This is a genomic window from Roseomonas mucosa ATCC BAA-692 (assembly GCF_000622225.1).
In the GTDB taxonomy this organism is placed as follows: domain Bacteria; phylum Pseudomonadota; class Alphaproteobacteria; order Acetobacterales; family Acetobacteraceae; genus Roseomonas; species Roseomonas mucosa.
Genome location: NZ_JHWD01000001.1, coordinates 292638 through 313806 on the forward strand (window position 1 = coordinate 292638; position 21169 = coordinate 313806).

At 72.0% G+C, this 21169-nt stretch carries 17 protein-coding genes; 12 read left to right on the plus strand and 5 right to left on the minus strand.

From position 1 onward, the window contains the following. Nucleotides 1–49 precede the first annotated feature (49 nt). The 4 genes from ptsP to BT98_RS0101405 all read left to right on the plus strand — a co-directional run bounded on the left by ptsP (nt 50) and on the right by BT98_RS0101405 (nt 7021). Nucleotides 50–2560: a phosphoenolpyruvate--protein phosphotransferase gene (gene ptsP, locus BT98_RS0101390; RefSeq protein ID WP_019461311.1), complete on the plus strand. Its 2511-nt coding sequence runs from the start codon at nt 50–52 to the stop codon at nt 2558–2560. Then, nucleotides 2550–3500, plus strand: coding sequence for a 1-phosphofructokinase (gene pfkB, locus BT98_RS0101395; protein WP_019461312.1), 951 nt, complete (start codon nt 2550–2552; stop codon nt 3498–3500). The genes ptsP and pfkB overlap by 11 nt, the downstream gene beginning before the upstream one ends. A gap of 90 nt (nt 3501–3590) precedes the next feature. Then, nucleotides 3591–5372 carry a fructose-specific PTS transporter subunit EIIC gene (locus tag BT98_RS0101400; protein WP_019461313.1) on the plus strand — a complete coding sequence of 594 codons (1782 nt, stop codon included), beginning with the start codon at nt 3591–3593 and terminating at the stop codon, nt 5370–5372. Between the two features lie 113 nt (nt 5373–5485). Next, nucleotides 5486–7021 (plus strand): CYTH and CHAD domain-containing protein, encoded by a 1536-nt coding sequence (locus tag BT98_RS0101405; RefSeq protein WP_019461314.1) that lies wholly within the window; start codon nt 5486–5488, stop codon nt 7019–7021. Between the two features lie 403 nt (nt 7022–7424). Here the strand turns inward: BT98_RS0101405 and BT98_RS0101410 are convergent, their stop codons facing one another. Further along, nucleotides 7425–9110 carry an electron transfer flavoprotein-ubiquinone oxidoreductase gene (locus tag BT98_RS0101410; RefSeq protein WP_019461315.1) on the minus strand — a complete coding sequence of 562 codons (1686 nt, stop codon included), beginning with the start codon at nt 9108–9110 and terminating at the stop codon, nt 7425–7427. A gap of 113 nt (nt 9111–9223) precedes the next feature. Here BT98_RS0101410 and BT98_RS0101415 point away from each other — a divergent pair, with 113 nt between their 5' ends. The 4 genes from BT98_RS0101415 (at nt 9224) to BT98_RS0101430 (ending at nt 14494) form a co-directional block, all read left to right on the plus strand. After that, the gene (locus tag BT98_RS0101415) at nt 9224–10174 is read left to right on the plus strand and encodes a uracil-DNA glycosylase (RefSeq protein WP_019461316.1); all 951 of its coding nucleotides are present in this window, start codon (nt 9224–9226) and stop codon (nt 10172–10174) included. 286 nt (nt 10175–10460) lie between these two features. Beyond that, the gene (locus BT98_RS22810) at nt 10461–12353 is read left to right on the plus strand and encodes a lytic transglycosylase domain-containing protein (protein WP_019461317.1); all 1893 of its coding nucleotides are present in this window, start codon (nt 10461–10463) and stop codon (nt 12351–12353) included. A 445-nt stretch (nt 12354–12798) separates the two neighbouring features. Continuing rightward, nucleotides 12799–13518, plus strand: coding sequence for a class II aldolase/adducin family protein (locus tag BT98_RS0101425; RefSeq protein WP_027297128.1), 720 nt, complete (start codon nt 12799–12801; stop codon nt 13516–13518). Nucleotides 13519–13531: 13 nt separating this feature from the next. Further along, nucleotides 13532–14494, plus strand: coding sequence for a Bug family tripartite tricarboxylate transporter substrate binding protein (locus BT98_RS0101430; RefSeq protein ID WP_019461319.1), 963 nt, complete (start codon nt 13532–13534; stop codon nt 14492–14494). 67 nt (nt 14495–14561) lie between these two features. Here BT98_RS0101430 and BT98_RS0101435 read toward each other — a convergent pair whose 3' ends face one another. Beyond that, complete coding sequence (locus tag BT98_RS0101435; protein ID WP_019461320.1) at nt 14562–15461, minus strand: LysR family transcriptional regulator; 900 nt, start codon at nt 15459–15461, stop codon at nt 14562–14564. Nucleotides 15462–15559: 98 nt separating this feature from the next. Here BT98_RS0101435 and BT98_RS0101440 point away from each other — a divergent pair, with 98 nt between their 5' ends. The 4 genes from BT98_RS0101440 to BT98_RS22815 all read left to right on the plus strand — a co-directional run bounded on the left by BT98_RS0101440 (nt 15560) and on the right by BT98_RS22815 (nt 18551). After that, nucleotides 15560–16111, plus strand: a complete 552-nt coding sequence (locus BT98_RS0101440) for a GNAT family N-acetyltransferase (RefSeq protein WP_027297129.1) — start codon at nt 15560–15562, stop codon at nt 16109–16111. Continuing rightward, nucleotides 16108–17319, plus strand: coding sequence for an MFS transporter (locus BT98_RS0101445; RefSeq protein ID WP_019461322.1), 1212 nt, complete (start codon nt 16108–16110; stop codon nt 17317–17319). Before BT98_RS0101440 ends, BT98_RS0101445 begins: the two co-directional genes overlap by 4 nt. 77 nt (nt 17320–17396) lie before the next feature. Beyond that, nucleotides 17397–17936, plus strand: a complete 540-nt coding sequence (moaB, locus tag BT98_RS0101450; RefSeq protein ID WP_019461323.1) for a molybdenum cofactor biosynthesis protein B — start codon at nt 17397–17399, stop codon at nt 17934–17936. A gap of 96 nt (nt 17937–18032) precedes the next feature. Next, on the plus strand, nt 18033–18551 hold the full coding sequence (locus BT98_RS22815) for a cupin domain-containing protein (protein ID WP_019461324.1): 519 nt from the start codon (nt 18033–18035) through the stop codon (nt 18549–18551). Nucleotides 18552–18581: 30 nt separating this feature from the next. Here BT98_RS22815 and rnhA read toward each other — a convergent pair whose 3' ends face one another. Genes rnhA through ispH form a run of 3 tightly spaced genes read right to left on the minus strand, consistent with a single transcriptional unit; the run spans nt 18582 to nt 21047 of the window. Beyond that, a complete protein-coding gene (rnhA, locus tag BT98_RS0101460) occupies nt 18582–19073 on the minus strand; it encodes a ribonuclease HI (protein WP_019461325.1) in 492 nt (163 codons plus the stop codon). Beyond that, a complete protein-coding gene (locus BT98_RS0101465) occupies nt 19063–20046 on the minus strand; it encodes a homoserine kinase (protein ID WP_019461326.1) in 984 nt (327 codons plus the stop codon). Before BT98_RS0101465 ends, rnhA begins: the two co-directional genes overlap by 11 nt. Further along, on the minus strand, nt 20046–21047 hold the full coding sequence (gene ispH, locus BT98_RS0101470) for a 4-hydroxy-3-methylbut-2-enyl diphosphate reductase (RefSeq protein WP_085977410.1): 1002 nt from the start codon (nt 21045–21047) through the stop codon (nt 20046–20048). The genes BT98_RS0101465 and ispH overlap by 1 nt, the downstream gene beginning before the upstream one ends. Between the last annotated feature and the right edge of the window lie 122 nt (nt 21048–21169).

Below are 21169 nucleotides of genomic sequence, written 5' to 3' on the forward strand. Positions count from 1 at the left end.
CTCTGCCGGATTCCGGGCGCCACATCGTGACCAAGGGATGCCAGCACACGTGATCCTTTCCGCCGAACGCATCCGCCTCGACGCGAATCCGGGGTCCAAGGACGAGGCCATCCGGCAGGCCGCCCAGCTCCTCGTGGACACGGGCGCCATCGCGCCCGCCTATGTGGAGAGCATGCTGCGCCGGGAAGGCGAGGCCGAGACCTATCTGGGCGACGGCATCGCCATCCCGCACGGGCAGCGCAACGACCGGAACCTGATCCACAGCACCGCCATCTCCGTGCTCCAGGTGCCGAAGGGCGTGGACTGGGGGGAGGACAAGGCCCGGCTGGTGGTGGCCATCGCCGCCCAGGGCGACGAGCATATCGAGGTGCTGCGCCGCCTGACCGAGGTGCTGGGCGACAGCGCCCTGGCCGAGCGGCTCGCCACCACGCGCGATCCCGGGCTGATCCTGCGCACGCTGGACCCCGATGCGGCCCCGGCCGCCACCGCCCCCGCCATGCCGCCGGCAGGTTCCCTGGAAGCCTCGGGCGAGGGCTTCTCCATCGGCGTGCAGGCGCCCGGCGCCGCCGGGCTGCATGCCCGTCCGGCCCGCGCCCTGGCCGGCATCGCCAAGCGCTATGACGCCGCCATCGAGATCCGCCACGGCGACCGCCGGGCGGATGCGAAGAGCATGATCTCGCTGCTGCAGCTCGGCGCCGGAGCGAATGCCCAGCTCACCGTCACCGCCCGCGGCCCCCAGGCCGCCGAGGCGCTGGAGGCTGTGCGGGCCGGCTTCGTCGCCGGGCTGGGGGAGGGGGACGACGACCATGCCCCCGCCGACCGCGCGCCGGAGGCCATGGCCCCGGTGGCCGAGGAAGGTGCCATCGCCGGCCTGCCCGCCAGCCCGGGCGTGGCCATCGGCGTGATCTTCCGCCACCGCTCCGAGAGCGCGGGCTATGCCGAGACCGCCGCAGACCCGGCCGCCGAGCGCGCGGCGCTGGACGGCGCGCTGGTGGAGGCCAAGGCCGAGCTGCGTCAGGTGGCGGCCGACATGACCACCCGCATCGGCGCCAAGCACGCCGCGATCTTCGGCGCGCATGAGGAGTTCCTGGACGATCCGGAACTGCTGGCCGAGGCGCGGATGCGCATCGAGAAGGGCGCCTCCGCCCCCGCCGCCTGGGATGGCGCGACCGCCTCGCGCGCCGAGGCGCTGGTGGCGCTGGGCGACCCGCTGCTGGCCGAGCGTGCCAACGACCTGAAGGACGTCTCCCGCCGCGTGCTGCGCCGCCTGACCGGCGCCAGCGGCGATCCCGACATCTCCGTGCCGCTGCCGGAGCGCGCGGTGGTGGTGGCCGAGGACCTGACCCCCTCCGAGACCGCCGGGCTCGACCCGATGCGGGTGGTGGGGCTGGTGACGGCGGCGGGCGGGCCCACGGCGCATACCGCCATCCTGGCGCGCGCCCTGGGCATCCCGGCCATCGTCGCCGCCGGGCCGTCGGTGATGGCGCTGCCGGACGGCACGCCGGTGATCGTGGATGGCGACCGCGGTCTGCTGCGCCCCGATCCGGATGCGGCGCAGCTCGCCGCGGCGGAGAAGGCCATCGCCAGCGGCCGTGACCGTGCCGCCGCCGCCAAGGCCGCCGCCTTCCGCCCCGCCGTGACGCGGGACGGGCACCGGGTCGAGGTCGCGGCCAATTGCCGCAAGCCGGAGGAGGCGGTGGAGGCCGTGGCCGCCGGGGCGGAGGGGACGGGGCTGGTGCGTTCCGAGTTCCTGTTCGACGACCGCGCCGAGCCGCCGACCGAGGACGAGCAGTTCGAGATCTACCGCAAGCTGGCCGAGGGCTTCGGCGGGCTGCCGGTGGTGCTGCGGACGCTGGATGCGGGCGGCGACAAGCCGCTGCGCTTCGTGCGCCATCCGGCCGAGGCCAATCCCTTCCTCGGCCTGCGGGGGCTGCGCCTCTGTCTCGCCAATCCGGAGCTGTTCCGGCCGCAGATCCGCGCCGCGCTGCGGGCGGCGAGGCATGGCGACATCCGCATCATGCTGCCGATGGTGGACGGGCTCGCCGACCTGCGCGCCGCCAAGGCGCTGATCGAGGAGGAGCGCCGCGCCCTGGTCGCCCCGCCGGTCGAGGTGGGCATCATGGTCGAGGTCCCCGCCGCCGCGGTGATGGCCGACCAGCTCGCGGCCGAGGCGGATTTCTTCTCCATCGGCACCAACGACCTGACCCAGTACACGCTGGCGGTGGACCGGCTGCACCCGACGCTGGGCGCGCGCTCGGACGCGCTGGACCCGGCGGTGCTGCGGCTGATCGACATGACGGTGAAGGCCGCCCATGCCCGGGGCCGCTGGGTCGGCGTCTGCGGCAACATGGCGGCCGATCCGGTGGCGGCGCCGATCCTGGTGGGCCTCGGGGTGGACGAGCTGTCGGTCTCCATCCCCAACGTGGCGGCGCTGAAGGCGCAGATCCGCGGGCTGAGCCGCAACGAGGCCGAGCGCCTGGCGCGCACCGCGCTGAACTGCGCCACCGCCGCCGAGGTCCGGGCCCTGCCCGTGGCGCGGGAGATGGCCCATGCCGCCTGAAGCCAGCCAGGGCGAGACCATCGCCACCGTCACGCTGAACCCGGCGATGGACTTCACCGTGACGCTCGGCCGGCTGGAGCCGGGCGAGGTGAACCGTGCCCGGGGGGCGGAGATGCGCCCGGCGGGCAAGGGCGTGAACGTGTCCGCCATGCATGCCGTGCTGGGGCAGCGCAGCGCCGCGACGGGGCTGATGCCGCGCCTCGATGCGGATGCCTATGCCCGCTACCTCGCCGGGATGGGGGTGGAGGACGCCTTCCATCGCGTGCCGGGCCGGGCGCGCATCAACGTCAAGCTGGTGGAAAGCGGCGACGGGCGCGTCACCGACGTGAACACCCCGGGGCCCGAGGCGCCGGCGAATGCGCTGGAAGGCGTCCTGGCGCGGCTCGACGCCATCGCCCCGGCCATCGTGGTGCTGTCCGGTAGCCTGCCGCCCGGCCTCGGCCCCGATGCCTGGGCGGTGCTGGCGAAGGCCCAGCGCGCCGCCGGGCGGACGGTGCTGCTGGACACCAGCGGCGCCGCGCTGGAGCCGGCGCTGGCCGCCGGGGTGGACCTGATCAAGCCCAATCGCGACGAGCTGGGCGCGCTGCTCGGCCGCAGGCTGGCGGATCGCGACTCGGTGGTCGCCGCGGCGGCGGAAATGCGCGGGCGGGGCATCGCCCGTGTCATCGTCTCCGCCGGCGGGGAGGGGGCGCTCTTCGCCCTGCCGGAAGGGATGCTCTGGGCCACGCCGCCGAAGGTGCCGCTGACCACCACCGTGGGGGCGGGCGATTCCATGGTGGCGGGCCTGTCCGCCGCCTTGGCCCAGGGGCTGGCGCCGGAGGCCATGGCGCGCCTCGCCACCGCCTGCGCCGCCGCCGCCGTTTCCCGCCCCCCAGGCGGGATGCCGGACCGTTCCATGATCGAACGGCTTGCCGAAGCCGTGCGGATCGAGAAGCTGTAATCCAGGTGTCACGGGCAGGCTTTCTCCACCGGGCGGTACCGGCTGGAGGCGGCCTGTCCGGCGCCATTCAGTCCTGAGGGGGACAACTGCATGACCCGGCTGACCGCCGTGATCCGGCATGCCGCCAGCCCGCCCCACGCCGCCATGGCGGCCGAGGCGCTGCGCGAGGCTGCCGAGAGGAGCCATGTCGAGCTGTCGCTCGATACGGGCGAGGGGAGCCCGACGGGGGAGGCGGATGCCATCCTCCTGGTCGGGGATGCCACGGCCGAGGCGGCGCGCTTCGCCGGCAAGCCGCTGATCGCCACCACCGTGGTGGAGGCGATCCGCCATCCGGAAACGGCGCTGCGCTCCGCCTCGGCGCTGGGCAGCCTGCCGCGCCCGCCCGCGCCGCCCGTTGCCGCGCCGGGAACTGTCGCAGCCCCTGGGTCAAACCCTGGATCAAACCCTGGATCAAACCCTGGGGCGTCCCCGGCCGCCGGCCCGAGGAAGCTGGTCGGCATCACCGCCTGCCCGACCGGCATCGCCCATACCTTCATGGCCGCCGCCGCGCTGGAAAAGGCGGCCAAGGCACTGGGCCACGAGATCAAGGTGGAGACCCAGGGCTCGGTTGGCGCCAAGAACCAGCTGACGCCGGAGGAGATCGCCGCCGCCGACGCGGTGGTGATCGCCGCCGACACGGGCGTGGACACCGCCCGCTTCAACGGCAAGCGCATCGTCGTCACCGGCACCAACGAGGCGCTGCGCGGCGGGCAGGACCTGATCCGGCGCGCCCTTGTCGCCGAGCCCCAGGGTGGCGCGGCGGCCTCGGGCGCGGCGCCCACCCCGGCCAAGCCCACGGGCAAGGGTGCCGGGCGCGGTGCCTACAAGCACCTGATGACCGGCGTGTCCTACATGATCCCGCTGGTCACGGCGGGCGGCCTCTGCATCGCCATCTCCTTCGCCTTCGGCATCGAGGCCTTCAAGGAGCCGGGCTCGCTGGCCGAGGCCTTCTTCAACATTGGCGCCAAGTCGGCCCTGGCGCTGATGGTGCCGGTGCTGGCGGCCTTCATCGCCTTCTCCATCGCCGACCGGCCCGGACTGGCGCCGGGCTTCGTCGGGGGCATGCTGGCGAACCTCGTAGGCGCCGGCTTCCTGGGCGGCATCGCGGCGGGCTTCCTGGCCGGCTATGTCGCGAAATGGCTGCGCGACAGCCTGCCCTTCCCGGAAAGCCTGGAAGGGCTGAAACCGGTCCTGGTGATCCCGCTGATCGGCTCGATCATCGTCGGCATGCTGATGATCTACGTGGTCGGGACGCCGATCGCGGCGCTGCTCGCCTGGCTGACCGAGACGCTGCGCTCCATGGGCACCACCAACGCGGTGCTGCTGGGCCTGATCCTCGGTGCCATGATGGCGGTGGACATGGGCGGGCCGGTGAACAAGGCGGCCTATGCCTTCGGCGTCGGCCTGCTGGGCACCGAGACCTATGCCCCCATGGCGGCGATCATGGCCGCCGGCATGACCCCGCCGCTGGGCATCGCGCTGGCCACCTTCATCGCCCGCAACCGCTTCGGGCAGGAGGAACGCGACGCGGGCAAGGCGGCGTTCGTGCTCGGACTCGCCTTCATCAGCGAGGGGGCGATCCCCTTCGCGGCCAAGGACCCGCTGCGCGTCATCCCGGCGCTGATCGCGGGCTCGGCGGTGACGGGCGCGCTGTCGATGCTGTTCGGCTGCACGTTGCGGGCACCGCATGGCGGCATCTTCGTGGTCGGCATCCCTGGGGCGGTGGGCAACCCGCTGGGCTATCTCGTGGCCATCGTGGTCGGCACGGTGATCACCGGCCTCGCCGTCGCGGTGCTGAAGCGCAACAGCCCCGCCGAAGCCGTGGCGGCCTGACAGCCGCGAAAAGAGACGCACGGGCACAACCGTGCGTCTCTTTGATGACAGATTATTGAAATTTTGAAGACGGCCTCGGTCGTTTGTGGCCGCCATGACATTCTGCCAGGACGATGGCAGATCATGATGAAGAAAATCCGCGGGAGCTGGAGATCAAGCTCCTCCTGCCGGATGGCTATGGCGACACCTTTCCGGATCTCGATGCGTTCCGCGGCCTGGTCCCGGCCGAGCGTCACCAGATCACCACATATTTCGACACCGCGGACCGCCGCCTGCTGAAGGAAGGCATGGCCCTGCGCCTGCGCCAGGGCGGTGCGCGGACCCTGCAGACCCTGAAGACCGCCAGCGACGGCAGCACCTTCGGACGCGGCGAATGGGAAGCGTCGGTCGAGGGGAAGGTGCCGGACCTCGCCCTGCTGCGCGGCACGCCCGCCGAACCCTTGCTGCCGGATGGGACGGCCCTCAGGCCGGTCTTCGAGACGCGGGTGCGGCGGCTGCGCTGCGACCTCTCCCCTGCGGATGACGTGCGGATCGAGGCGGTGCTGGACCTGGGCGAGATCCGGGCCGGAAAGCGCCGCGAGCCGATCCGCGAAATGGAGATGGAACTCCAGCAGGGTTCCCCCATCGCGCTCTATCGGCTGGCCTCCGAGGTGCTGCTCGCCGTGCCAGGTGCGCTGCTGTCCACCGAGAGCAAGGCCGCGCGCGGATGGCAGATCGCCGCCAGGGCGCCGCGCCGCCGGGCGGAAAAGGCGGGCGAGGTGGTGCTGCGCCCGGAGATGACGGTGGCCGAGGCGGTGCGGGCCATCATCGGCTCCTGCCTCCGCCAGCTCATGGCCAATGAGCCGCTGGCCCGGACCGGCACGGCGGATGGCAGCCGGATGGAGGGCGTGCACCAGATGCGCGTCGCCATCCGCCGGCTGCGGGCGGCGCTGCGCCTCTTCGGCCCGCTGCTGGAGCCGCATGCCACGGCCCGGTTCGAGGACGAGCTGAGGCGGCTGGGCCAAGTCCTGGGCGCGGCACGGGACTGGGACGTCTTCTGCGAGGAGACCCTGTCCGAGGCCGGCAAGGAAGAAGGCACGGCAGAGTGGGTCGCCCTGCTGCGTCCGGCCGCCGAGGAATGCCGGGTGGAGGCTCATGCCGCCATGCTGGAGGAGCTGCGCCGGCCGGCGCTGGGCGCGCTGGTGCTGGGCCTCGCCGGCTGGGCGGAGGACCCTGCCGTGCTGGGCGGCGTGGCGGTGGGCAAGCCGCTGGCCAAGGTCGCGCCCGGGTTGCTGGAAGGGGTCGCCCGCAAGGTCCGCCGGCGCGGCAGGAAGATCCGGCACCGCTCGATGGAGGAGCTGCATTCTCTGCGAAAGGCACTGAAGCGGCTGCGCTATGGCCTGGAGTTCCTGTCCGGTCTCTGCCCCGAGAAGGCGTTGCGGCGCTACCTCCAGGGCTGCAAGGAATTGCAGGAGGATCTGGGCGGGCTGAACGACGCCGTGACCGCCATCGCCATGGCGGAGAAGCTGGTGGCGCGCCGTGGCACGGAACTGGCGCCCGCCATGGCCGGGCTGGCGCAATGGGCCGAGGCACGGCGCGAGGCAGCCGTCGCCCGGCTGCCCGAGGACTGGAAGGCCTTCCGCGACCTGCCCCTGCCGCTGGTGGATTGATCCACCCGTTCCGGCGTTGTCCTCCGGGGCCGGCCGCCGGGTGGAGAGGCGCCGCCTCTCCGCCCGGACCCCCACTCCGCCAGGACACTGCGTGCCCTGTACCCGGTTCGCCGGCGCCCGTGATGGCCGTTGGTCTGTGGGCCGGTCCCCGGAAGCAGGTGGAAACGCGGGGCTCCCGGAAAGCAGGATACGATGTCCGCGCGGAAGGCGCCGGCATCCTGCCGGAGAGCATGGCTCTCCGGCGCGATCCGGCCGGCAACAGGCGCCAGCGAAGGGGAGGTCCAGGACCCTCAGGGTCCTGGCGGATAGGGGGGCGGGGGAAAGGCAGCGCCTTTCACCCGGGACGGCGCAACGCCGGACGTGACGCCCAACCCGGCTGGTGGAAGCGTGACGCCCGGGTGGCCTACATCCCGCCGATGTAGTTGGGGCCGCCGCCGCCTTCGGGGGTGGTCCAGACGATGTTCTGGGTGGGGTCCTTGATGTCGCAGGTCTTGCAGTGGACGCAGTTCTGCGCGTTGATCACCAGGCGCACATTGGCATCCCCGGCCTCGACCTCGGCGTTCTGGCCACCGGGGCCTTCCACGGCCTGCGGGTCGGGCTCGCCCTCCAGCTCGCGCTCCGCCTCCGGCCCCACGGCCTCATAGACCGCGGCGGGGCAGTAGCGGCTTTCGGGGGATCGGAAGCGGTCCCAGTTCATCGCCTTCCAGCGCGACGGGTCCTTGAGCCTCAGGTGGACCGGCTGGTCCTCCTCGTGGTTGGTGTTGCTCAGGAAGACGCTGGAAAGCCGGTCGAAGCTCAGCACCCCGTCCGGCTTCGGGTAGCGGATGCGCTCGGACTTGCTGGCGTCGCGCAGCGTCTCGTGGTCCGCATGGTGCTTCATCGTCCAGGGCGCCTTGCCCTTGAAGACGTAGGTGTCGAGCGCCGCATTGGCCATGCCGCCCCAGAAGCCGAGCCTGGCGAAGCCCGGGCGGATGTTGCGCACGCCCTTCAGCTCCTCGGTGATCCAGCTTTCCCGGATGCCGCGCGGATAGGCGTCGAGCACGGCGCGGCGGTCGCCGGCCAGGGCCTCCGCCACGGCTTCCGCCGCCACCATGCCGCTCTTCATGGCGAGGTGCGTGCCCTTGATCTTGGGCACGTTCAGGAAGCCCGCGCCATCGCCGATCAGCAGCCCGCCGGGGAAGGCGAGCCGCGGGACGGCCTGCCAGCCGCCCTCGTTCAGCGCGCGGGCGCCATAGGCGATGCGCTTGCCCCCTTCGAGGAACTTCCGCACCTCGGGATGGGTCTTGAAGCGTTGGAACTCCTCGAAGGGGGCCAGCCAGGGGTTGGGATAGTCCAGCCCGACCACGAAGCCGATCGAGACCAGGTTCTCGCCCAGCATGTAGAGCCAGGAGCCGCCATAGGTGTCCTTGGGCAGCGGCCAGCCGACCGAATGCCAGATCAGCCCGGGCGTGTGCTTCTCCCTGGGGATCTCCCACAGCTCCTTGATGCCCAGCGCATAGGTCTGCGGCATGGCCTCGGCACGCAGGTCGAAGACCTCCTCCAGCCTGCGGGTCAGCGATCCGCGGCAGCCCTCGCCGAACAGCGTGTAGGTGGCGCGCAGCTCCATGCCCGGCTGGTAGTTCGGGCCTTCCTCGCCGTCGCGCGTGATACCCATCACGCCGGCCACCACGCCCTTCACCTGACCATCCTCGATGATCGTCTCGGAAGCAGCAAAGCCCGGATAGATCTCGATGCCCAGCGCCTCGGCCTTCGCCCCCAGCCAGCGGCAGACATTGCCCAGGCTGACGATGTAGTTGCCGTGGTTGTTCATCTGCGGCGGCGTGGGCAGCTTGAAGGCGCGCTTCGCGGTCAGCAGCATGAAGCGGTCGTCGGCGGCGGGTGTCGCCAGGGCCGGCGGGTCGTCGCGCCAGTCGGGGAGCAGCTCGTCCAGGGCGCGCGGCTCGATCACCGCGCCGGAGAGGATATGCGCCCCGACCTCGGAGCCTTTCTCCACCACGCAGACCGTCGCATCGGGCGCCACCTGCTTCAGCCGGATCGCCGCCGCGAGCCCGGCCGGCCCGGCGCCCACGATCAGCACGTCGAATTCCATTGCCTCGCGTTCGGCCAAGGTTCCGCGCCCTCCGCTCTCTTTATATCCAGAGGCAAGGGTGTAGCCTCGCCTCCGGTTGCACGGAACCCCGTCCCGGGCCGATATCAGCCCCCATGGATGACGCCGCGGATACCCAGCAGGACGGGAACGCCTTACGCGAGGCGTTGCTGGCGGCGCTGTCGCTGCAACTCGGCTGGGGGGTGGACGAGGCGCTGGAGGCGGCGCCCCGGGACCGGACCGTGCCCAGGCCGGAAGCGGCCACGCCCGGCGTGGCGGCCAGCTCCACCGCCTGGTCCGCGCCCGGACGGGTGGCGGGGGCGGTCCGGGACGCAGGGAGCAGCGCGGGGGCCAGGGAGGAAGCCAGTGGCGGCCTGTTCCCCGGCGATGCCGCGCCGTCGTCCCCGGCACCGCGCCGCCCGGCGCCCCGCCCGGCCGAGGTGCTGGCCCCCGCCGCGTTGCGCGCCGCCGATCTGGCGGCCGGGGCGGACAGCCTGGAGGCGCTGAAGGCGGCGATGGAGCGTTTCGACGCCAGCTTGCGCGACACGGCGACCAACATCGTCTTCTCGGACGGCGTGGCGGAAAGCGGGCTGATGCTGATCGGCGAAGCCCCCGGCGCCGACGAGGACCGGCTGGGCAAGCCCTTCGTCGGCGTCTCGGGGCGGCTGCTGGACCGCATGGTGGCGAGCATCGGCCTCGACCGCACCCGCAACTTCTACCTGACCAACATCCTCTGCTGGCGCCCGCCGGGGAACCGCACGCCCACGGATGCGGAGGTCTCGCTCTTCCTGCCCTTCGCCCGGCGGCATATCGCCCTGGCACGCCCGCGGCATGTCGTCCTGCTCGGCGGCACGGCGGCCAAGGCCCTACTGGGTGCGCGGGAGGGCATCACCCGCCTGCGGGGCCGATGGCACCGGCTGGAGATCGAGGGGCTGGGCACGGTGCCGGCCCTGGCGACGCTGCACCCGGCCTATCTGCTGCGGCAGCCCTCGGCCAAGCGGGAGGCCTGGCAGGACCTGCTCACGCTGCGTCGCGCCCTGGATGGCGAAGTCCCCAAGGGGTTCTGAGAGCCGGGCAAAACCGGAACGACTCGATTCGCGTATTGCGGGGCGAAGCTCGTATAACGATTTTGTGAAGTCGGAAAGCCCAGTGCGGCAAAGGATTTCCGGCCAAACGTCTCAATTAATGAGACGTTTCTCATCGAAAGAGGGTTGTCACTGGCCTCACGCCTCCGTTAACCGCTCCGGCATGGGAGTTCATCGCCGACGGACCTTGAAACAAGAGGGCCTTTCCGACCTACCTCGGCGCGCTCGCGGCGCCGCCCGCCACCGTCCCCGGCACAGCATCCGCCACATGGCCCGGCGTGTGGCCCAGCGTATGGCTCACCTGGGCCTGCTGCTTTTCGCCACCACCGCCATCGGCGTGCCGGTGGCCTTCCACGCCAAGCCCGCCCATGCCGCCTCGGCGCGGGAGGAGGCCGGCGGCCAGCGCAAGACCCGCACCGGCGCCTCGTCACCGCTGCCCGGCAACCGTGAGGTGGCCCTGGCTCCCGCGGTCCGTCCCGGCACCGCCATCGGCCTGCCCGAGCCGCTGGCCGCCTCCGACGCCGCACGGCTGCGGCGGATCTTCGACTTCCAGGCGCGCGGCGATGCCGCCAGCGCGGGGGTGGAGACCGAGTTCCTGCAGGACCGGCGGCTGGTCGGCCATGTCCTGGCCGACCGCTGGCTGCGCCGGATCGGCCCGGTGCCGGAGCCGGCCGAGTTGCAGGCTTGGCTCGCCGCCCATGCGGACCACCCCGAGGCACCGCGGGTCTATGCCCTGCTGGTGGAGCGCAGCCCGCGCGGCGCCAGCCTGCCGCCGCCGCCGCCCGATGCCACGCTTTCCTCGGCCACCGACATCGTGCCCGAGGAAAGCATGCCCGCCGCCCGCAACGTGGCGCGCAACCCGGCGCTGGACCGCAGCGTGCGCGACCGCGCGGCGGCCGGGGATGCCAGCGGGGCGCTGCGGCTGATCAACGGCACCCGCGGCATGACCCCGGCCTATGCCGCGCTGCTCCAGGCCGATGTGGCGCTGGCGCTGTTCCAGGCGGGGCAGGACGAGGAAGCCTTCCGCATCGCCGCCCAGGCGGTGCGCGGCAGCCCCAGCCATGCCCAGGCCGCCTTCGTGGCCGGGCTGGCCGCCTGGGGGCGCAATGTCTTCGACGTGGCGTTGCCCTATTTCGAGGCGGCGGCGCGGGCCGACGATGCGCCCGCCGTGCTGCGATCCGCCGCCGCCTTCTGGACGGCACGGGCTGCCGTGCGGGCGCGACAGCCGCAGCTCTATGTCTCCTGGATGCTGCAGGCGGCGCAGGAGCCCCGCACCTTCTACGGCCTCGTGGCCCGCCGCGCCCTGGGCCTGAAGACCGACTTCGCCTGGGAGAAGGACGTGAACGGCGAGGCCGAGTCCGCCGCCCTGGCCGAGACCGCCGGCGGCTGGCGCGCGCTGGCGCTGTTGCAGATCGGGCAGAAGGAGCGGGCGGAGCAGGAGCTGCGCCGCCTCTGGCCTGCGGTGCAGGGCAACCCGACCCTGGCGCGCGCCTCGCTCGCCGTGGCGACGCAGGCGGGGATGACGGAATTCGCCGCCCAGCTCGCCGGGCTGGCGCAGACGGCGGATGGCAGGCCGCGCGACCTCGCCCGCTTCCCGGTGCCGAACCTGAAGCCGCTCGGCGGCTTCCGGGTCGATCCGGCGCTGGTCTATGCCATGGCGCGGCAGGAATCGAACTTCGATGCCGGTGCCGTTTCGCCCGTGGGCGCGCGCGGGCTGATGCAGGTGATGCCGGCCACGGCCTCCTTCATCACCGGCGATTCCTCGCTCGGCACCGTCGCCGGGGCACAGCGGCTGCACGACCCGTCCTTCGGGCTGGAGCTCGGCCAGCGCTACCTGCTGCACCTGGCTTCGCACGAAGCGACGCAGGGCGGGCTGATCCGGGTGCTGGCGGCCTACAATGCCGGGCCGGGGCGCCTGCAGAGCTGGCAGCCCAACACCCAGTACCGGGACGATCCCTTCCTGTTCATCGAGGCCATCCCGATCCCCGAGACGCGGCTCTACGTGCAGCGTGTGCTGGCCTATTCCTGGATCTATGCCAGCCGCCTCGGCCTGCCGGCGGAAAGCCTGGAGGCGCTGGCCGCGGGCGCCTTCCCACGCTTTCCCGGCGCGGGCGCCGCGCCGGCCGGGGGTGCCGCCTTGCGGAAGGTCTCGGCGCGCTGAGGGCCATGGCACTATTCCTGCCCGCGGGGCCGCGCTGACGGACGCGGCGCATTCCCCAGTCCGTGAGTGCTGCCGGAGGTGGCGGTCGGGTCTTTTGCGGCACCTCATGGCGATGGTGATCCAGGCTGCCGGCCCGTAACGGCCCAGCGCCTCTGCGAGTGCCGTCAGGGGCCATCCCCGGTCCGATGGCGGAGTTCGCCTGCACCTTTTGTGCTGCGATAAGGGCTTCGGCGATCGTGGTCCGCATCACCGGTGCCGGACATCCGCCTTCCCTGCGCCTGCACGCCCTTGGCTGGCGGGCCGTTTGCCCGAGGGAAATACCGGAACGCCGACGGATTGACAGTGTACTTAATTTATGCATACGTTATTTCAAAGATCGGACAGGGTGACCGGAAGGATCGTCGGTCAGTCACTGGCCGACGGGAACAGGGAAGGGACGTCCGATATGGCGCAGGACCTACACGCTCTGCTGGGTGATCTGGTGATCGCCAACCGCATTCTCGCCCATGAGGGCGTGCTGGACGATTTCGGCCATGTCGCGGTCCGCCACCCCGATCGTCCCGACCGCTTCTTCCTTTCACGCTCGCGCTCGCCCGAAATCGTCACGCGCGACGATCTGCTGGAGTTCACGCTGGATGGCGTGCCGGTCGATCCCAGGGGCCTGCGGCCCTATCTGGAGAGCGTGCTGCACGCGCGCGTCTTCGCCGCGCGGCCGGATGTGCAGGCCACCGTCCATCACCACTGCCCGGCCGTGCTGCCCTATACGGTGACGGATGTCCCACTGCGGCCCGTCTTCCATATGGCCGCCCTTCTTGGCGGTCCCGTGCCGGTCTGGGACAGTCGTGACGAGTTCGGCGACACCAACATGTTGATCGACGATGTTCCGCGCGCCGACAGCCTCGCCAGGGCCCTGGGTGGCGGCACCTCGGTGCTGCTGCGGAACCACGGGGCGACCTGCGCCGCGCAGTCCCTGCCTGCCGTGGTCTTCGTCTGTGTCCGCATGAAGGACAATGCCGAGTTGCAGTCCCGCGCCATGGCCATGGGCACGCCGCGCTTCCTGACGGAAGGCGAGACGGAGATGACGGCCAGGATGCTGATGGGCGAGCGACCGCTGGACCGTGCCTGGGCCTATTTCCGTGCCCGCGCCGGTTTCGGCGGCATCTGAGGGAGGACGCATCATGCGGATCGCACGCCGCCCTCTCGGGGCCATTGCCCTCCTGTCCCTTCTCCCCGGCACGGTGCGGGCCCAGCGCCGCACCGTGCGCCTCATTGTCCCGGCCGCGCCGGGCGGCGCCATCGACGTGATCGGGCGGATCTACGCGACCCGGCTGGCCGAGATGACGGATCAGACCTGGGTCGTGGAGAACCGCTCAGGTGCCAACAACACCCTCGGTGCCGCCGAGGTCGCGCGCGCGAGCCCGGACGGACAGACCTTCCTGGTCAACGCGGATATCCACCTCATGGCCCGCCGCGTGATGCGGTCGGTTCCCTACGATCCGGTGGCGGATTTCACGCCTGTCGCGCGGCTGGCCGCCGCGCCGATGGTGCTGGTCGGAAATCCCCGGATCACGCCGGAGGGTGGCGTCGCGGCCCTGGTGGCCGCCATGCGGAAGCAGCCGGATCGCTTCTCCTTCGCCAATTCCGCGCTGGGCTCCATGGGCCACCTCGCGACGGAGAGCTTCAAGCGAGAGGCCAAGGCCGATGCCCTGGTCGTATCCTATCGCGGGACCGCGCCCGCGCTGACGGATGTGCTGTCCGGCAACACGGCGTTGATGGTGGCGCCGCTCGGCTCCGCCTGGCCGCATGTGGAGGCCGGGCGCCTGCGCGCCTATGCGATCCTCGGCCCGAACCGGGTGGCGCGTGCTCCCGCCATCCCCACCATCGCGGAACAGGGCATGCCAGGGCTCGACTTCACACTCTGGTACGCGCTCTGGGCGCCGAAGGGATGGCCGGCCGCGGAAGCCGACCGGCTCAATGCCACGGTCCAGACCCTTTCCCGCGACCCGGATATCCGGGCACGCCTCGCCGAACAGGGGGCCGAGCCATTGGCGGAGGACCGCGCCGCCTTCGTCCGCTTCATCGGGGTGGAAGCCGAACGGAACGCGCGGATCGCACAGGAAGCGGGCATCGAGCCCGAATAGGCTGGCGCCGCTCCGCCTTTGACGCGGAATTGGCGAGCGGTGCAGGTGCGAGCCTGACCGGTTGCCGCTACCGGCCACCCCGGCTGGCGAAACACGCCTCCAGCGCCCGCAGCATCTCCCGCAGCCCCGGATGGCGCGGCTTGTCCCGGCGCAGCACCAGGGCGAGCTGGCGTTCCAGGCGTGGCGCCAGGGAGCGGGCCGAGAGGCGCGGAGCGTCGCTGTCCCGCCAGGCCATGCCAGGCAGGATGGCATGGCCCAGCCCGGCGCCGACCAGTTCCTTGATCGCCTCGACACTGCCCAGGGACATGCTGGGCACGGGGTGCAGCCCGGCGGCCGCGAACCATTCGTCCACCACCCGCCGCGTATGGCCGCCGGGTTCGTAGAGCACCAGCGGCAGGGCGGCGACGGCCTCCGGCGTCAGCGGGATGGCGGGTGGCTGTGAGGCAAGGGGCGAAAAGAGCAGGAACTCGTCCGCCAGGGCCGGGGTGACGGCGAAGGCGCGGCCAGGGGCGGGCAGGGTGACGAGGCCGAGATCCAGCGCGTTCTCCTCGATCGCCTTCAGCACCTCGGCCGTGTTGCCCGTGCGGACGGTGATCTCCAGCGCCGGAAAGCGCTGCCGCAGCCCGCGCAGCACATCCGGCAACAGGTAGATGCAGGCGGTGGCGCCGGTGCCGATGCGAACCCGCCCGGCGACGCCCGCCGCATGCGGCGCCAGTTCCTCCAACGCCTCGCCCACCGCCCGCTCGATGCGCCGCGCATGGGCGATCAGGGCCATTCCGGCCGCGGTCGGCCCGGCACGCCGGCCCACGCGCTCGATCAGCCGCACGCCGAGGCGGCGTTCGAGCTGGCGGAGCTGCAGGCTGATCGCCGGCTGGGTCAGGCCGCGCCGTTCCGCCGCGGCCGAGAAGCTGCCCAGTTCCACCACGTCGGTGAAGCTGCGGAGCTGGTCGAGGCTGAGATCGCGCATCCCAAAGTTTTCCTGATGCTCTGCATGAGAGGGCAAAGCTTCCCTCATGGTGCCGGGGGATGGAAGAGTCCGGCCATGTTCCTTCGGACCACCGCCGCATGACGCCCCTCCCTTTCCTCGTCCGCCCCGCCCATGACGGCGATCTCGCCGTGATCCAGGCGATCTACGCGCAACATGTGCTGCACGGCTGCGCTTCCTTCGAGGAAGCGCCGCCTGGGTTGGAGGAGATGGCGGCGCGGCGGCAGGGCGTGCTGGCGCTGGGCCTGCCCTATCTGGTGGCGGAGCGGGACGGGGAGGTGGCGGGCTATGCCTATGCCTCGCTCTACCGCGCCCGGCCGGCCTACCGGCATACGCTGGAGGATTCCATCTATGTCGCCCCTGGGCGCGAGGGGCAGGGGGCAGGCCGCGCGCTGCTGTCCCGGCTGATCGCCCTTTGCGAGGCGGGTCCCTGGCGCCAGATGGTCGCGGTGATCGGCGACAGCGGCAACCAGGCTTCCCGCACCCTGCACGAGCGGCTGGGCTTCCGCACCATCGGCATCCTGGCCGATGTCGGCTTCAAGCACGGGCGCTGGCTGGATTCCGTGCTGATGCAGCGCGCCCTGGGGCCGGGGGCCGTGCGCCTGCCCGATGCCCCGGCGCCGCGCCCGTGACCCTGGCCGCCGCCGTTCCCCCTGCCGTCCCCCGGCGCACCGTCTGGGCGCTCGGCCTGTCGCAGCTCATCGCCTGGGGTGTCAGCTACTACCTGATCGGCGTGCTGGGTGAGCGCATCGCCACCGATCTCGGCTGGGGCATGGCGAGGGTGCAGGGCGGCTTCGCTCTGTCCCTGCTGGTGATGGGGCTCGTCTCCCCCCTGGCCGGGCGGATGATGGACCGGCAGGGCGGGCGCCGGGTGATGGGCCTCGGCTCCGTCCTCCTGGCTCTGGGCTGCCTCGGCCTGGCCCTGGCGCGGGAGGTGGTGGGCTACTACGCGGCCTGGGCGGTGCTGGGGCTGGCCATGCGCCTGACCCTCTACGACGCCGCCTTCGCCACCCTGGCGCGGATCGGCGGGGCGGGCGCACGCCGGGCGATGTCGCAGATCACCCTGCTGGGCGGTCTGGCCTCCACGGTCTTCTGGCCGCTGGGCCACCTGCTGGCGGAGCATCTCGGCTGGCGCGGCGCGTGCCTCGCCTATGCCGGGGCGGCGCTGCTGACCCTGCCGCTGCACCTGCTGATTCCCAGCGGCCGCGCCGGTCCCTTCCGGGCCGGGCCGGATGCCCCCGCCGCCCCGGCGCTGGCACGGGACGGGGGCGAGCGCCGCCTCGCCGGGGCGCTCTACGCCGCGATCGTCCTGCTCATCGGCGTGCTGAACGCGGCCATGTCGGCGCATATGATCACGCTGCTCTCCGGGCTGGGCCTGGGGCTGGCAACGGCGGTCTGGGTGGCCACGCTGCGCGGCATCGGCCAGTCCGCCGCGCGGCTGGCGGAGATCCTGTCGGGCAGCCGCATGGGCGCGCTGAGCCTGAACCTGCTCGCCACGGGCGGCCTCGCCCTCGGTTTCGTGCTGGCCTTGTGGAGCGGCACCTCGGCCACGGTGGCGGTGCTCTTCTCGCTCCTCTACGGGGCGGCGAACGGGCTGACCACCATCACGCGCGGTGCCCTGCCGCTGGTTCTCTTCGACCATCGTGCCTATGGGCGGATCGCCGGAGCGCTGATCACCCCTGGCCTGCTGCTGTCCGCCGTCGCGCCGCTGGCCTATGTGCCGGTCATCGAGGGGCTGGGCGCGGGCTGGGCCATGGGCCTCGGCACCCTTCTCGCCTTGGGCGCCTTTCTGGCCTCCCTGCTGCTGTGGTGGCGGTTCGGGGCGGGCCAGCGGGGGTGACGGCGCGGCGGCGCATGGGAACGAAGCCTGGAAGCCTGTAAGCAGGGGCCGGAGAGTGACGTGATGGGGATGCCGCCATGCCGATCGACGAGAGCCTGACCTTCCTGCCCGTGAACATCGCGGTGCTCACGGTGAGCGACACGCGCGACCGCGCCAGCGACCGGTCCGGCGACACGCTGGCGGCGCGGGTCGAGGCGGCGGGGCACCGGCTGGTGGCGCGGGAGATCCTGCGCGACGAGGCCGATGCCATCGAGGCGCAGCTCCGCCGCTGGATCGCCGATCCGGATGTGGATGTGGTGATCAGCACCGGCGGCACCGGCATCACCGGCCGCGACGTGACGCCGGAGGCCTTCGCCCGCGTGCTGGAGAAGGAGATCGCCGGCTTCGGCGAGCTGTTCCGGATGCTGAGCTATGCCAAGATCGGCACCTCCACGATGCAGTCCCGCGCCATCGGCGGCGTGGCGGACGGCACCTATCTCTTCGCCCTGCCGGGCAGCACCGGGGCGGTGAAGGACGGCTGGGACGACATCCTCCGCTTCCAGCTCGACGCCCGGCACAAGCCCTGCAACCTCGTGGAGCTGATGCCGCGCCTGCGGGAGCATCTGGCGGGGGGCTGAACGGCCCGCCTTCTCCTGCAACCGTGAAGCCGCCCTCCGTCTGGCGCGATGGCGATCCGTGACCAGCTTCCGGCGACCCAAGGCGGAGGAAGCCATATGTCACAGAGTCCCCTGAAGCTCGCGGCCGATGCCGCCGCGCCGGTCGTCTTCGAGATCCCCGGCGCCGAGGGCGAGTTCCGCGTGCAGATCCTGAACGAGGACCAGGAGAAAGGCGTCGTCACCACCATTATCCATCTGCCGCCCGGCGGCCGCATCCCGGCGCATTTCCACGAGGCCGGTTCGGAGATGCATTACGTGCTGGAGGGCGACCTGACCGAGAATGGCGAGAGCTTCGGTCCTGGCGGCTTCCTGACCTTCGCCGCCGGGGTGGTGCATGGCCCGCATGGCAGCGAGGGCGGCGCCCGGGTGCTGACGGTGCAGCAGTGGCAGAGCGGCCGGGGGGAGTTCGACTTCCACCCGGCGGAGGAAGGGCAGGGCGGGGCGGCTGCCGCTTCCACGGATGCGGCCGGGGAGGGTACGTCCGGGGATGCGGCAGCCGGTGCTTCCGTCACCGACAAGTCCGCCGCGGAGGCCGAGGCGGAACGCCGACGGGGCGAGGAAAAGGGCTACGGCTGAGGCGGAAGGCGTCCTTCCGGCGAGGCGGCTTCAGCCCTTGCCGGAAATGGCCTTCCGCGCCGCGGTGGCGAGTACGTCCGCGCGCTCGTTCATCGGGTCACCGGAATGGCCGCGCACCCAGCGCCATTCGATGGCGTGCGGCTTGGCAGCGGCAAGAAGGCGTTGCCAGAGTTCGTAGTTCGCCACCGGCTCCTTGGCCGCGTTCTTCCAGCCGTTGCGCACCCAGCCATGCACCCAGCGGGAGATGCCGTTGCGCACGTATTCGCTGTCCGTGTGCAGCACAACCTTGCAGGGGCGCCGGAGCGCCTCCAGCGCCTGCGCCGCCGCCGTCAGCTCCATGCGGTTGTTGGTGGTGGCCGGGTCGCCGCCGCTCAGCTCCCGCTCATGGCCGTTGTAGCGCAGGATCGCGGCCCAGCCGCCCGGGCCGGGATTGGGCTTGCAGCCGCCATCGGTCCAGATCTCGACCTCGGTCCCCTGGGACGCCTCCTGGGTGTCTTCCATCGTCGCGCTGTCAGCCGGCATGGGCGAAGATCCCCGGAAGGGCCCTGTGGCCCATGAAGTGCCGCAGCCGCGCGAGGTATTCGAGCGGGTCCTTGCGCGTCACCAGCGCGCCGGGCGGCGTGTGGGTCCAGTCGTAGAGGCGCGTCAGCAGGAAGCGCATCGCCCCCCCGGCGCAGAGCACGGGCAGGGCGGCGCGCTCCGCCGGGGTGAGGGGGCGGAGGGCCTCGTAGGCGGTCAGCATTGCCGCCGCGCGTTCCGGCACGAAGCGGAGATCCGCGTCGAAGCACCAGGCGTTCAGGCTGATCGCGAGGTCGTAGGCGAGCAGATCGGTGCAGGCGAAGTAGAAGTCGATCAGCCCGGTCAGGTGCCCGCCCTGGAAGAAGGCGTTGTCTGGGAAGAGGTCCGCATGGATCTGCCCGCGCGGCAGGGTGCCGTACTCTGCGAGGTTCGGCCATTCGCGCAGGATGAGGCCCAGATGTTGCGCCAGCTCGTCGCAGAGGCCGGGCTGCACCGCGTCCCCGCCGTCGCGGCAGCGGTCCAGCAGCGGCGCCCAGGCGGCGGGCCCCAGGGCGTTCGGCCGCTCCGCCGCATAGGAACGGCCCGCCGCGTGCAGGCCGGCCATGGCGCGGCCAAGCTCGGCGCAATGGGCGGGGGCGACCTGGCGCGGCCAGGCGCCCTCCAGGAAGGTGCAGATCGCCGCCGGGCGGCCCGCGAGCTCGCGCAGCGCCTCCCCGTCGCGCCCGGGCACGGGCTGCGGGCAGGCGACGCCCTGTGCGGCGAGGTGGCGCATCAGCCCGAGGAACCAGGGCAGTTCCGCCGGGTCCACGCGCCTTTCGTAGAGCGTCAGGACATAGCGGCCATGGGTGGTGTCGAGCAGGAAGTTGCTGTTCTCCACGCCCTCCGCGATGCCGCGCAGGGAGAGGGGCTCGCCGATCGCATAGCCGGCGAGGAAGGCGGCCAGCGCCGCCTCCGTCACTTCGGTGTAGACGGCCATCAGTCCTTCAGCGCAGCCGGAAGTTTGAAGGTGATGTTCTCGCGCGCCACCACGACTTCCTCGATCTTCAGGTCGAAGCGCGTGCGCAGCCGGTCGAGCACTTCGTCCACCAGCACCTCCGGCGCCGAGGCGCCCGCGGTCACGCCCACTGAGGCGACGCCCTCGGCCAGCGCCGGGTCGAGGTCGTGGCCACGCTGCACCATGATGGCGCGGGCGCAGCCGGCACGCTCCGCCACCTCCCGCAGCCGCACGGAGTTGGAGGAGTTCGGAGCGCCCACCACGATCATCAGCTCGACACGCGGGGCGATGGCCTTCACCGCCGCCTGCCGGTTGGTGGTGGCGTAGCAGATGTCTTCCCTGGTTGGGCTGGAGATGTCCGGGAAGCGGTCCTGCAGGATCGCCACGATCTCCACCGTGTCGTCCACCGAGAGGGTGGTCTGGGTGGTGAAGGCGAGCGGCACGCCCACGGGCGGCTGCACCGTGCGGGCCTGGGCGGCATCCTCCACCAGCGTCACCGAGCCCTTGGGGAGCTGGCCCATGGTGCCGACCACTTCCGGGTGCCCGGCATGGCCGATCAGCAGGATGTGGCGGCCCGTGGCGGAATGGCGCTCCACCTCGCGATGGACCTTGCTCACCAGCGGGCAGGTGGCATCGAGGAAGAACATCTCGCGACGCTGCGCCTCGGCGGGCACGGATTTCGGCACGCCATGGGCGGAGAAGACCACCGGCTGGCCGTCGTCGGGGATCTCGGAGAGCTCCTCCACGAAGACGGCGCCCAGGGCCTCCAGCCGTTCCACCACGAAGCGGTTGTGCACGATCTCATGGCGCACATAGACGGGGGCGCCGCGGCGGATCAGCGCCTCCTCCACGATCTTGATGGCCCGGTCCACCCCGGCGCAGAAGCCGCGTGGTCCGGCAAGGAGCACGGTCAGGGGCGGCCTAGTGGCGGCAGCGGCGGGGCGGTCCGTGACCGGCGGGGAGAGGGGGGCGTGGGCGGGCATGTCGTGGGGCATGTTGGCGTCGGGCGTCTCTCGTGCCAGTTCGTGGCGGCAGGCACCGGGAGATGGTCACCCGGCCGGGGGCAGGCGCAACCTAGCGATCCCCGGGCGCCTGGGACAGGGGG